Origin of the sequence: Bradyrhizobium sp. BRP23 (genome assembly GCF_020194135.1) — a bacterium.
In the GTDB taxonomy this organism is placed as follows: domain Bacteria; phylum Pseudomonadota; class Alphaproteobacteria; order Rhizobiales; family Xanthobacteraceae; genus Bradyrhizobium; species Bradyrhizobium yuanmingense.
The window spans coordinates 282,423-294,574 of record NZ_JADYVW010000001.1; the positions used below are offsets into that span (position 1 = coordinate 282,423).

At 65.1% G+C, this 12,152-nt stretch carries 10 protein-coding genes; 5 read left to right on the plus strand and 5 right to left on the minus strand.

Features of this window, described 5'->3' with window-relative positions:
• Positions 1 to 37: 37 nt before the first annotated feature.
• Complete coding sequence (locus I6F24_RS01315) at positions 38 to 1,564, plus strand: thymidine phosphorylase family protein (protein WP_225111882.1); 1,527 nt, start codon at positions 38 to 40, stop codon at positions 1,562 to 1,564.
• Between the two features lie 3 nt (positions 1,565 to 1,567).
• Complete coding sequence (locus I6F24_RS01320; RefSeq protein ID WP_225127183.1) at positions 1,568 to 3,163, plus strand: MBL fold metallo-hydrolase; 1,596 nt, start codon at positions 1,568 to 1,570, stop codon at positions 3,161 to 3,163.
• 833 nt (positions 3,164 to 3,996) lie between these two features.
• On the opposite strand, the gene I6F24_RS01330 is transcribed toward I6F24_RS01320, so the two are convergent.
• Genes I6F24_RS01330 through I6F24_RS01350 form a run of 5 tightly spaced genes read right to left on the minus strand, consistent with a single transcriptional unit; the run spans position 3,997 to position 9,124 of the window.
• Positions 3,997 to 4,686 carry a type 1 glutamine amidotransferase domain-containing protein gene (locus I6F24_RS01330; RefSeq protein ID WP_225127187.1) on the minus strand — a complete coding sequence of 230 codons (690 nt, stop codon included), beginning with the start codon at positions 4,684 to 4,686 and terminating at the stop codon, positions 3,997 to 3,999.
• Positions 4,687 to 4,744: 58 nt separating this feature from the next.
• Positions 4,745 to 5,377: a hypothetical protein gene (locus I6F24_RS01335; protein WP_225127189.1), complete on the minus strand. Its 633-nt coding sequence runs from the start codon at positions 5,375 to 5,377 to the stop codon at positions 4,745 to 4,747.
• A gap of 8 nt (positions 5,378 to 5,385) precedes the next feature.
• A complete protein-coding gene (locus I6F24_RS01340; protein ID WP_036005819.1) occupies positions 5,386 to 7,641 on the minus strand; it encodes a molybdopterin cofactor-binding domain-containing protein in 2,256 nt (751 codons plus the stop codon).
• Position 7,642: 1 nt separating this feature from the next.
• Positions 7,643 to 8,107: a (2Fe-2S)-binding protein gene (locus I6F24_RS01345; protein ID WP_036023261.1), complete on the minus strand. Its 465-nt coding sequence runs from the start codon at positions 8,105 to 8,107 to the stop codon at positions 7,643 to 7,645.
• Positions 8,108 to 8,125: 18 nt separating this feature from the next.
• A complete protein-coding gene (locus I6F24_RS01350) occupies positions 8,126 to 9,124 on the minus strand; it encodes an AraC family transcriptional regulator (RefSeq protein WP_225149854.1) in 999 nt (332 codons plus the stop codon).
• 335 nt (positions 9,125 to 9,459) lie between these two features.
• Here I6F24_RS01350 and I6F24_RS01355 point away from each other — a divergent pair, with 335 nt between their 5' ends.
• From I6F24_RS01355 to I6F24_RS01365, 3 genes are read left to right on the plus strand one after another with little or no spacing between them, the layout of a single operon-like run.
• Positions 9,460 to 10,215 (plus strand): alpha/beta hydrolase, encoded by a 756-nt coding sequence (locus I6F24_RS01355; protein ID WP_036005822.1) that lies wholly within the window; start codon positions 9,460 to 9,462, stop codon positions 10,213 to 10,215.
• A 55-nt stretch (positions 10,216 to 10,270) separates the two neighbouring features.
• Positions 10,271 to 11,284: an aldo/keto reductase gene (locus I6F24_RS01360; protein ID WP_225149855.1), complete on the plus strand. Its 1,014-nt coding sequence runs from the start codon at positions 10,271 to 10,273 to the stop codon at positions 11,282 to 11,284.
• A 30-nt stretch (positions 11,285 to 11,314) separates the two neighbouring features.
• The gene (locus I6F24_RS01365) at positions 11,315 to 12,148 is read left to right on the plus strand and encodes a VOC family protein (protein WP_225149856.1); all 834 of its coding nucleotides are present in this window, start codon (positions 11,315 to 11,317) and stop codon (positions 12,146 to 12,148) included.
• Positions 12,149 to 12,152 lie beyond the last annotated feature (4 nt).

Genomic DNA, 12,152 nt, shown 5'->3' on the forward strand with positions numbered 1-12,152 from the left:
AAGCATGGAGGTCCGACTCCCTGCTGCCGGCCCGTCCATGCATCCAGACCTTCCGCATTCCCAACTGAAGATCCGCCGCGTCCGCCTCGACACCGGCCGTGAGAACGTCGTCGTCGTCTCGAGGCGCTCCAAGGCGCTGCGCGCGGAGATCTTCCGCGGTTTCAGCCGCGTCGAGCTTCGTCAGGGCGGCAAGGTTCTGCTGGCGACCCTGCTGATCACGGACGACGATACGCTCGCGGCTCCCGACGAGATCGGCCTCTCCGAGCCTGCGTTCCGGCGCTTCGCCGAAGCGGTCGGAACGGAGGTCACGGTCAGGCCCGCCTCGCCTCCGGAGAGCCTGGAAGCGGTGCGTGCGAAGATCCGCGGACGAACTCTGAGCCAGGCCGAGATCGGCGCGATCATCAGCGACCTTGCCCATTATCGCTACTCCGACATGGAGATCGCCGCCTTCCTGATCGGGTCGGCGAGCTTCATCACCAGCGACGAGCTGCTCGCCCTCACGGGGGCCATGGCGCAGGCCGGCACGCAATTGGTCTGGCCGACCCCTGTCGTCGTCGACAAGCATTGCATCGGCGGCATCCCCGGCAACCGCACCTCGATGGTGGTGGTGCCGATCGTCGCCGCGCATGGCCTGCCGATCCCGAAGACCTCCTCGCGCGCGATCACCTCGCCGGCCGGCACCGCCGACACGATGGAGGTGCTGGCGCGGGTGAATATCTCCGTCGAGGAGATGAAGGCGATCGTCTCCTCCTGCAACGGCTGCCTGATCTGGGGCGGGCACGTGAACCTGTCGCCGGCCGACGACGTCCTGATCTCGGTCGAGCGCCCGCTGAGCCTGGATACTCGCGAGCAGATGGTCGCGTCCATCATGTCCAAGAAGATCGCGGCAGGCTCGACCCATCTGCTGATCGACATTCCGGTCGGGCCGACCGCGAAGGTCACCGGCGGCGTCGAGGCCATGCGGCTGCGAAAGCTGTTCGAATTCGTCGGCGACCGCTTCGGCCGGACGGTCGAGGTGATCACGACCGACGGCAGCCAGCCGATCGGCAACGGCATTGGGCCGGTGCTGGAGGCCAACGACGTCATGGCGGTGCTCGGCAATGACAAGGATGCGCCGCGCGATCTGCGCGAGAAGTCGCTCCGGCTCGCCGCCCATCTGCTGGAATACGATCCCAAGCTGCGCGGCGGGGCCGGCTATGCCCGGGCGCGCGAACTGCTGGATAGCGGCGCGGCACTGCAGCAGATGCAGAAGATCATCGACGCACAGGGCCCCTCGACATGCAGCAACGAGCTCGGACCGCTCAGCTTCGACGTCGAGGCGAGGCATGACGGCATCGTGTCCGCAATCGACTGCCTGCGTCTGAACCGCCTCGCCCGCACCGCCGGCGCGCCGCTCGACAAGGGCGCCGGCATCCGCCTGTTCAAGAAGATCGGCGACCGCGTCGAGCAGGGCGAGCCACTCTATCGCGTCTACACGTTCGGCCGGTCGGAGCACGATTTGGCGGCCAGCGCGACTGCGGCCGACGACGGCTATGCGATCAACGGCAAGCCCCTCGGAGAATGACAGATGAGCATCACCGTTCGATTCTGCGGTGCCACCCGCACCGTGACCGGCTCGAGCTATCTGTTCCAGACCGCAAGCGGCTGTTTCCTGGTCGATTGCGGATTGTTCCAGGGCCAGAAGACGCTGAAGGAGCTCAATTATCGCGCCTTTCCGTTTCGCCCCGCCGACATCGATGCGGTGCTGCTCACGCACGCTCACATCGACCATAGCGGTCTCTTGCCGAAGCTCGTGCGCGCGGGCTTCGAGGGGCCGATCCTGGCGACGCGCGGCACGATCGACCTCTGCTCCTACATGCTGCCCGATGCCGGCAACATCCAGGAATCGGAGGTCAAGCAGCTCAACCGGCGCAATGCTTCGCGCGGGCGCAAGGAGGTCGAGCCGATCTACACGCAGGCCGATGCGATCGCATCGCTGCGATCGTTCCGCGCCGTCGACTACGAACGCTGGACCGACGTGATCCCCGGCGTCCGCGCACGCTACTGGAACGCCGGCCATTTGCTCGGCTCCGCCTCGATCGAGCTGGAAATCGCCGAGCAAGGCGCGGCGCGGCCGCTGCGCGTGCTCGTCTCCGGCGACGTCGGGCCGGAGGCCAAGCTGCTCCAGCCCGATCCCGAAGCGCCGAGCGATTTCGACTACGTCATCTCGGAATCGACCTATGGCGACCGCGTGCGCGAGGCCACGACACCTGCGCTTCGCCGCAAGCACCTCGCGGCCGAGGTGCGCGATGCCGCGGCGGCCGGCGGCGCGCTGCTGCTGCCCGCCTTCGCGGTGGAGCGCACCCAGGAGCTGATCGTCGATCTCGTCGACCTGATGGAGCACCGCGAGATTCCGACGGCGCCGATTTTCCTCGATTCACCGCTCGCGATCCGCGCGACCGAAGTGTTCCGCCGCCATTCCGAGAGCCTCGATCCGTCGGTCGACGCCACGCGCCTGCTCAACTCGCCGCATCTGAAATTCACCGAGACCGCGGACGAGAGCAAGGCGATCATGCGTCTGTCCGGATTTCACATCATCATCGCCGCGAGCGGCATGTGCGATGCGGGCCGGATCCGCCATCATCTGAAGCGCTGGCTGTGGAACGAGCGCGCGACCGTGCTTCTGGCCGGCTTCCAGGCCAACGGCACGCTCGGCCGCTTCCTTCAGAACGGGGCCAAGGCCGTCCGCATCCAGGGCGACGAGATCAAGGTCGCTGCCCGCATCCGCATGATCGACGAATATTCGGGCCATGCCGACGGAGCCGGCATGGCCAGCTGGATCGCGGCGCGTCGTCCCATCGCGCGCGGGCTGTTCCTGGTCCACGGCGAGGAAGCGGCGGTTGCGGGCCTGGCCGAGCGCGTCGCCGAGCGCATCATTCCCGCGGCCAGGATCTACCAGCCGATGCTGGACGACACTTTCGAGCTCGCGGCACCCGAACCGCGCGTGCTCGACGCCGATCGTCGCCGGCGACTGTCGCCGGAGGCCGTGACGCGTCTCGACTGGCACAACGAGATGTCCGAGCTGATGCTCGACATCAACGATCGCGTCGCAGCCGCCGCCGACGACCGCGCCCGCGGCGTCATCATCCGAAAGCTGCGGCGGGCGCTGCAGGAGACGGCGTAGCGCTCGCGGAAACAATAATCCGGATTGCGCTTCGCTCCATCCAGGCTACGGCGCTTTGACGGCCCTCTGGGTGCTGATATTCTCCGGCGGAACGGGCTCGACGAGCCATGTTGTCAATCGATCAACCAGCGCTGCCGAGAGGATGCTGATGAGACGCGTGATGCTCCTGGCTCTCGGCCTTACATTCATCGTCGCCTGGTCGCACGACAGCGCGAGAGGCCAAACTTCGGCCGCGCCGCCGGTTTCGCTTGCTCCGCCCGATGCATCGCCGCCACGCCCGGGTGCCACCAAGCCCGCCCGGGTAACGACGAACGGAACTCCAGCAGCGACGTCCAGCAGGGAGCCTTCCGTGATTGGCCGGCCTCAACCGAATCCGGCCGCCGACTACGATGGCTTCAGCGTCGGCACCGTCGATGACGTTGGCACTCCGAGCCGCGTGACGCCGCCTGCGCGTTCGCGCGCAGCAAGGGACGCCAGGTCCAATCCGGATGGTCTCGATCAAGAAGATGAGGCGTTGAAGCGAAAGCTGATGATCTGCCAGAGCTGCAAATAGCAGAGCAATCGGATATGACTTGTGGCGGCGGCCTGCGCGCACGCCTCGTCCTTCGAGACGGCGCTGACGCGCCTCCTCAGGATGAGGCTAGTCAGCATCAGTGCTCGTTGAAATGGCTGCCGCGCACTCCGCCCTCATCCTGAGGAGCCCGCCCATAGCGGGCGTCTCGAAGGATGGCCGCCGGGGAAACTCCCAAATGCGATAGCCCTGCTGCAAAGAGGGATGTAAGCACAGCTTCAGATGCCGCGCCCATCCCGCTCGAATTCGTCCTTGCGAATCTTCAGGTTTTCGCGCCGCTGCTCCTATCCTTGAGGGCGGCCAGCAACTCTTTTCCGAGCGCTCCGGCAGAGGCGGGGTTCTGGCCCGTGATGAGCCGGCCATCGACGACGACGTGAGGTTGCCAATTGGCCGCGGACGAGTACTCGGCACCCTCTGCCCTCAACGCATCCTCGAGCTCGTAAGGTACGTCATCGCGCGCATAGTCGTACTCTTCCTTCTTCGAAAAGGATGTCAGCTTCTTGCCGCGCACGAACGGGACGCCATCGCCGAGGTCGACGCCAAGCAGCGCGCACGGCCCGTGACAGACAGCGGCGACGAGCTTGCCGGTGCTCCAGGCTCGCACAACGGCACTTTGGACCGCCGCATTGCGCTGGATGTCCACCATGGGACCAAGACCGCCGGGTATCAGGATGGAGTCGTAGTCGGCGGCATCCACCTCGGATAATTTACGGCTGTGATTCAGGCGGCGAAAGGCTTTGCTGGCGAGGAAATCCTTCTGAGCAGGATCTTTCTCGTCATATGCATCGTAAGGCGTCCACCCCCCGGCCGGCGACGCGAACTCCACCGCGATCCCAGCCTTGTCGAGCACCTCGAAAGGATGGGCAACCTCGGCGAAAAAGAAGCCGGTCTTGCGACTATGCGGTCCGATCACGGCTGCGTTGGTGACAATGAAGAGGACGTGTTGGGTCATGGTTTTCTCCTTTCGATAATGCTATCTGGGATCGCCTTGCCGCGGTGCGGAGACCGCCTCAATTCGGACAGGGCTGTCCGGCCGCGCCCCACATCGCCATGTCCTTGACGTGATCCTCGAAGGTGCCGGGCGGCGTTGAGCGGCCGGCGCCAGGCGCCCAGCCGCGCGGGATGAAGCCGCTCAGCGAGGCATCGTGCCGCAAATGCCCGACGAGACCAGCGGCGTCGCGACCGCCGTTGCGCTTGGGATCTTTCATCTGGGCACAGATCTCGGCGCCGCTCTTGCCGAACCAGATGAAAGCCACCGGGGCGAGTTGCCAATCGATGCCGGCGCGCGGCGGCGAGGGCGCCGGCTCGTTCGCCTGGGTCGAGGTCATGTGGCAGGTCGAGCACGGGATCGCTTCTGCTCCGATGCGGCTCTCGCCGCCATGGATGTTCATGCCATGCGGGCGAGGCTTGGTTTCGCCGGCCGGCGTCCAGATCGGTATCGCCTTGGCATCGACATGGCAGTTGGCACACCGTGGATGGGTCACGACGGCTTCGATCCGCTTCCACGCCTCCAGCCCCTCGGCGCGGCTGACGCTACCGGGCGGCAGCAGGTCCTTGGCGGCCTCGTCCTTCGCGGCGACGATCCCGGTCAGGCCGGCGACGGCCGACGCTGCCAAGACCAACGCGATCAGAGATCTCTGCATGGCGTGTCTCACACGAAATCGATGAACTTGTTGAAGGGCATTTCGCGGATGCGCTTTCCGGTCGCCGCGAAGATCGCATTGGCAAGCGCAGGCGCGGCGGGTGGCACCGGCGGCTCTCCGAGGCCCCTCACCTTCGGATCGTTCTCGAGCCCGCGAACTTCGATGACCGGGCATTGGTGGATCCGCATCGCCTCATGGTGATTGTAATTGGTCTGCTGCGCCGCGCCTTTTGAGTAGGTGATTTCGCAATTGATCGCGTGGCCTAGGCCCCAGACGACGCCGCCCTGGACCTGGTTCTCGAAATTGACGGGATCGATCACCTTGCCGACGTCGACCGCGACCCAGACCTTGTCGATCCGGATGCCACGGTCCGTCGCCGTCACCTCGACGACCTCGGCAACCGGTGTCCCGAACGACTCGACGAAGGCGACGCCGCGGCCCCTGCCGTTGCCGAGCGGCCCCTTCCAGGTCGACATCTCCGCGACCGTCTCCAGCAGCTTGCGATAATGCGGCACATTGCACATCGCGATGCGCGCCTTCATGGGATCGAGGCCGGCTGCGTGGATCAATTCGTCAATGAAGCTTTCGGTGAAGAAGCCGGCTGTGGACGCTCCCACGGAGCGCCAGGTGGTGCACGGCGACAGCCCTTGCGCCTCGTAGCTGATGGCGCGGAAGTTGGGGATGTCGTAATAGACGTTCCACGTGCCGGCGGCCAATTGAGGATCGGGATCCTTCGAGGGTGCACCCATGCGCTCGAGCAGTCCCTTGAACGGCGCCGTCGATGCCAATTGCAGGTCGGTCGCAACGATCTTGCCGTTGGCGACGCTCCCCCTGTGACGCGCGATCGCAATCTGCCGCGGAATATCCTGGAGAAAGTCCTCCTCGCGCGAGAAGACGAGCTTGATCGGCGTCCCGCGCATCTGGTCGGCGATCTCCGCGAGCACGCGGACGTTCTCGAACTCGAGACGATGGCCGAAGCTTCCGCCGGTCCATTGATTGTGGAAGATGACCTGCTCCGGCTTGAGGCCGATAGCGTTCGCCGCAATCGCTTGCACCGCCTGCGGGCTCTGATGACCAACCCAGATTTCCAGGCCCTTGTCGGTGACGAGACCGACCCCGTTCAAGGGCTCGAGCGGCTGATGTGCCACGTAAGGAGCGCGATATTCGGCTTCGACGAGCTTGCCCCTCTTCAGGCCCGCTTCGACGTCGCCGATCGTCCGCCACTCCTTGCCGAGGAATTCGGGCTTGAACGAGGATTCCAGCACCTTCCAGTGATCGGCCTGCTCGGCGGGATAGGCCGACGGCGCCCACTCGCAAGCGATCGCGTCGACCGCCTTCATGGCGTACCAGCTGTTGGTGGCGATCACCGCAACGCCGTTCTTGATCTCGAGGATCTTCTTCACGCCCGGCATCGCGCGCGCCTTGCTGGCGTCGTAGGATTTCAGCGGCTGGCCCTTGCCGGGGTTCAGCTTGACTGAGGCGTAGAGCATGCCCTCCATCTTCTGATCGATGCCGAATTGCAATTCGCCCATAACTTTGGCGCGCACGTCGAGGCGCGTCATCGGCTTGCCCAGCATGCGCCAGGTCGAGGGATCGCGCGGCTGCGCATCGAGCACCGGCGGAATTCTTGCGGCCTCGGCCGCCAGTGAGACGTACGGAATTTTGCTTCCGTCGGGCAGGATCACGTGGCCGGATTGCGTGCGGATGTCGGCGATTGCGACGCCCGAACGTTTGGCCGCAGCTGCCTTCAACGTCTCGCGCGCAACTGCCCCTGCCACGCGCAGCTTCTCATAGGTGTCCGGGATCGTGCTCGAGCCGCCCGTCATCTGCAGGCCGGATTTGCGAAGACTTTCCAGCGCCGCAGCACGTGCTGCTTCGGCCGCAGGGCTCTGGTCCGCGGCCAGGAACGGCGCCAGCTCCTCCTTGAATCCGGTGTTGAAGTAAGCGGGACTCGGGCCGGCGAAGCGGACTTCGAACTGGCCGGGGTCGAGGTCCATCTCCTCGGCGATCATGATCGGCTGCACCGAGCCGACACCCTGACCGATGTCGGCGTGTTGCGCGATCAGCGTGATCTTGTCGGGGCTGATCTCGACCCATGGATTGAAGGTGACGGAATTCGGGCCGAGTCCGGCGGCCAGCGGATTGCCATCGGCACTCGGCGCGGCCGCTTCGGCCGGACCATAGGCACCGAAAACGATGCCACCGGCGACCGCGGCAGAGCCGAACACGAAAGCCCGACGCGAAAGGGTTTGCATGTCGCCCATCTCACTTCTCCGCCATCTTGTTTGCGGCGGCCGCATGGATCGCCGCACGAATGCGCGGATAGGTGCCGCAGCGGCAGAGATTGCCGGACATCACCTGGTTGATCTGCTCGTCAGTCGGTTTTGGGATCGATGCAAGAAGCGAGATGGCCTGCATGATCTGACCGGTCTGGCAGTAGCCGCATTGCGGCACCTGATGCGCGATCCAGGCCTGCAAGACCGGATTTTGGTCCTTGTTGTGCAGGCCTTCGAGCGTGACGACCGATTTGCCCGCGACCTCGCCGATATGGGCCTGGCAGGACCGCACCGCCTTGCCGTCGATGTGAACGGTGCAGGCCCCGCATTGCGCGACCCCGCAGCCGTATTTGGCGCTGGTGATGCCCAGTTCGTCACGCAGCACCCACAACAGGGGCATCTCGGGCACGACGTCGACCTGGCGCTTGATCCCGTTCACCTTGAGCTCGATCATGCCGATATGTCCTCTCGCCTACCTGGTCGCTGCAACAGCAATGCTCGACGCCCATTGCGCCGTATTTCCGAATCCTGCTGGATCATGCGCAATCCCTGCGGAATGGCTTTCGAGCCGATCGGCTTTCACCTCGGCCTGGCCACAGCACAATTCGCGATACTGCCCCGGGGTGAGATTTGCGGCCTTGCGGAATACGCGCGTGAAATTGGCCTGCGAGCCGAAACCGAACTCCAGGGCAATCTCGACCAGCGACAGGTGGTCGCGCGCGAGCTCCTCTCGCGCGGCGTGGACGCGGCGATCGGTGACATAACGGTGCGGTGACAGTCCGGTCGCCTCGCGAAACAGCCGGGAAAAATGATAGGGGCTGAGGCAGGCTTGGGTCGCCAGATCCTCCAACCTGATATCGCTGCCGAGAGACGCCTCGATATAGTCCAGCACGCGCTGCAGGCGTCGCGCGTCGAGCGCCGGCGACTTGTCGGGCGCGCGCCAGCGGTCGATCGTGTAATTGCCCAGGAGATGCGCCGCGAGGGTGACCTGGATCCCCTCCACGAACAGCGCGTCGGTCGGGTGGCGCGGGCGATGGAGCAGATCGCGAAGCGGCGAGCAGAGGTGGAAGAGCACCTGGTCCGCCAGGCCGTGAGCATAGGCGATCTCGACCTTGGCCGGATCGATGCCGAAATCCGCAAGCGCGCTGTGGTCAAGCAGTGTCGACGGCAGATAGAGATGAAGACATTCCATCCGGTCCGAAAGCTCGAGATGGCTCTCCTGCGTCCCCACGGGCACGAGATAAGTCATGCCCGGACGCGCAAGACTTTTCTGGATTTCGCCGTTGCCGGCACGGCACACCATGCCCCCGCCCGACAGCAGCATGACGAGCTCGGTGCAGATGGGAACGGGCGTTGCCTGACAGCCTGCCTCGAACTTGCGATGCTCGATGCTCAGCCCCGGCCAATCATTGACCCCCGCGAGCTTCTCGCTGTTCTTGTACTTGTGATCTCCATGCGTCACGAGCGCCATTACGACCTCCGCTTCGTTGCGGCGATTCCCGGCCCGTATCGCGCGAGCGATCATTCCATCCGGTGGTGAGTTGCAGCCCCGGTCACTGCCACGCCGATCGCGAATTACTCACAAGCTGCGCCAGCGAAGTCCAGAGGCGGCACGGTTAAAAGAGGTAAAAGCCAGCCAAGGCAAAGGCTTGGCGCCAGACGTGTTCGGCTTCGCAAGCTTGATCCCCTCGCACCTCAGCAAGATGCGTGCGTCATCGCGCAGGAATCGGAAATATCGCAATGCGGGCGTGCGCTAGTGAAGGCGCACCAACGACAATTTCGCCGTATAGAGGACAGGAGCCTGACATGAAGCCGCTTACCTCCGCGCTTGCCGCGTTGTCGATCGCAACCGCCGCCCCCGCGGCCGCGGCCGACAGGAATGTTTCGATTGTTCTCGTGCACGGCGCCTTCGTCGATGGCTCGGGCTGGAAGGACACCTACGGCATCCTCTCGGAGGCGGGCTATGAGGTGCTCGTCGTTCAGCAGCCGACGATCACGCTTCGCGACGATGTCGCCGAGACCGAGCGCGTGATCGCCAAGGCGCGGCATCCCGTCATTCTGGTCGGGCATTCCTATGGTGGGATGGTCATCACGGAAGCCGGCGACAATCCCAAGGTTCGCAGCCTGGTCTATCTCGCTGCCTTTGCTCCTGACGCCGGAGAGTCCGTCAGCACGCTGGCGGAAGCCCCGGTGCCCGCCGGCGAGCACAAAGCTCCGCTGGTCACCGAGGGCAATTATCTGCTCGTCGACCGCGCAAAATTCCCCACCTCTTTCGCGGCCGATGTCGACCCGGCCACGACCCGCTTCATGGGCGCCGCGCAGCTGCCCTGGGGATTGCAGGCGGTGCAGACCAAGGTCGATCGCGTGGCGTGGAAGACGAAGCCGACCTATTACATGGTGACGAGCGAGGATCGCATGATCCCGCCGACGGCACAGCGCACCATGGCCAAGCGTTCCGGCGCGAAGGTGACGGAGATGAAGAGCAGCCACGCCGTCATGCTGTCGCATCCGCGCGAGGTCGCGGCGTTCATCAGAAGCGCAGACACGTCAGCGACCGACTGAGATCGGCTGCGCCGCACACCGACGGACTTGGCCCTCGCAGACAAGGACTAGCAACATGGCCCTCAAGGATATTCTGCCGGGACGACTAGGGTTCGGCGCGGCGCCGCTCGGCAACATGTTCCGCGACATCCCGCAGCGGGAAGCGCTCGCGACGGTGAACGCAGCCTGGGACGACGGCATTCGCTATTTCGACACCGCGCCGTTCTACGGCGCGGGGCTTGCGGAGATCCGCATCGGCGCCGCACTCGCCGGCCGGCCGCGGAACGACTACGTGCTCAGCACCAAGGTGGGCCGCCTGATCCTGGACGAGATCGAGGACGTCGATGCCCGCGACCTCGGCGAGAAGGGCGGCGTATTCAGGTACGGCCGCCCGAACCGGATCGTGAACGATTATTCCCGGGACGGAACGTTGCGCTCGATCGAGGACAGCCTGAAGCGGCTCGCGACTTCCCACATCGACGTCGCTTTCGTGCACGACGTTGCGCAGGATTTCTACGGCGACGAGTGGCTCTCGGTGTTCGAAAGCGCCCGCAAGGGCGCCTTCAGGGCGCTCGACCGGCTGCGCGACGAAGGCGTGGTCAAGGCGTGGGGACTAGGTGTCAACCGGGTCGAGCCGATCGAGCTGCTGCTCGCGCTCGAAGAGCCGCGCCCCGACGGCTTCCTGCTCGCGGGCCGATACACGCTGCTCGACCATGCAAGGGCGCTGCAGCGGGTGATGCCGATGGCCGCCGAGCACGAGCTCGCGATCGTGGTCGGCGGCCCCTACAGTTCCGGCGCGCTCGTCGGCGGCCCGAACTTCGAATATGCGCCGGCGCCTCCCGAAATCCTCAAGAAGGTGGCGCGGATCAAGGCGATCGCAGACCGCTATCGGATCAGCATGAAGGCGGCCGGCCTGCAGTTCGCGCTCGCCAATCCCGTGGTTGCCGCCGTCATTCCCGGTGCGAGCCGCCCAAGCCGCATCGCCGAGGATCGCGCGGCGCTCGAGGAAGCCATCCCGGCGGAGTTCTGGCGCGAGCTGCGCTCCGAGGGGCTGGTCAGCCCCGCAGCTCCGCTTCCCACCGCTGATTAACCAATCCACCGAACGACCAAGGAGAGCAACATGACAGATGAAACCGACAACACCACCGAGATGGGTCGCCGCGCCCTGCTTCAAACCGCCGGCGCCGCCGTCGTCACCGGCATCATAGCCGGCACGGCAATCGACGCACGAGCCGCGACACAGGATGCCGAGCGCGACGAGGCGCCGCTCGGCGCGCGGCTCCAGGGCGTCCAGCATTTCGGGCTGACGGTCCAGAACATGGAGCGGGCGTACCAGTTCTACACGGAGGTGCTTGGCGGCACCGAGGTGTTCCGGCACGGCGACTTCCAGGGCGACGGGGTGCAGAACACGCTGCTGGCCGACCAGGAGATCGAGGCGAACGCACGCGGGGTCAATCCGCGAACCATCGGCGTGCCCGACTTGCGCAGCGGGGCACAGCGCCTCGATGTGCGCTTCATCCAGTTCGACAACATGGTGCTGGAGCTGCTGCAATATCGCGAGGCCGATCAGCCCATGGGCAGCGCGAAGAGCTTCGCCGAACCGGTGGAGCACATGAGCCCTGCTTTCCCGCGCATGATGCACATCTGCTTCTATGTTCGCGACGATGTCGACTTCAACAAGTTCATTGCCGATCTCGAAGCGGAATCGGCGCGCCGCGGCATGACTCAGGTGAGAGCGAACCGCACCATCCGCGTCATGACGGAGGCGGATCGCAAGGCCGCGCCCCGCAACACCAACACGAACCGGGTGACCGCTGAACCTTCGAACGGCTGGGAGCTGATCTACTGCAAGGGACCGGAGGGCGAGCAGCTCGAATTCGTCAAGGCGCTGGGCCCGGTCAAGAAGCGCTTCAGCGAGGCCTTGGCAAAACGGCAACAGAAGGTCGTGCGCTAGACTG

What these genes read in the sequence shown, in the direction of transcription:
- I6F24_RS01315 (WP_225111882.1), top strand. Translation starts at nt 38, where the DNA reads ATGCATCCAGACCTTCCGCATTCCCAACTGAAGATCCGCCGCGTCCGC.
- I6F24_RS01320 (WP_225127183.1), top strand. Translation starts at nt 1,568, where the DNA reads ATGAGCATCACCGTTCGATTCTGCGGTGCCACCCGCACCGTGACCGGC.
- I6F24_RS01330 (WP_225127187.1), bottom strand. Translation starts at nt 4,686, where the DNA reads ATGACCCAACACGTCCTCTTCATTGTCACCAACGCAGCCGTGATCGGA.
- I6F24_RS01335 (WP_225127189.1), bottom strand. Translation starts at nt 5,377, where the DNA reads ATGCAGAGATCTCTGATCGCGTTGGTCTTGGCAGCGTCGGCCGTCGCC.
- I6F24_RS01340 (WP_036005819.1), bottom strand. Translation starts at nt 7,641, where the DNA reads ATGGGCGACATGCAAACCCTTTCGCGTCGGGCTTTCGTGTTCGGCTCT.
- I6F24_RS01345 (WP_036023261.1), bottom strand. Translation starts at nt 8,107, where the DNA reads ATGATCGAGCTCAAGGTGAACGGGATCAAGCGCCAGGTCGACGTCGTG.
- I6F24_RS01350 (WP_225149854.1), bottom strand. Translation starts at nt 9,124, where the DNA reads ATGGCGCTCGTGACGCATGGAGATCACAAGTACAAGAACAGCGAGAAG.
- I6F24_RS01355 (WP_036005822.1), top strand. Translation starts at nt 9,460, where the DNA reads ATGAAGCCGCTTACCTCCGCGCTTGCCGCGTTGTCGATCGCAACCGCC.
- I6F24_RS01360 (WP_225149855.1), top strand. Translation starts at nt 10,271, where the DNA reads ATGGCCCTCAAGGATATTCTGCCGGGACGACTAGGGTTCGGCGCGGCG.
- I6F24_RS01365 (WP_225149856.1), top strand. Translation starts at nt 11,315, where the DNA reads ATGACAGATGAAACCGACAACACCACCGAGATGGGTCGCCGCGCCCTG.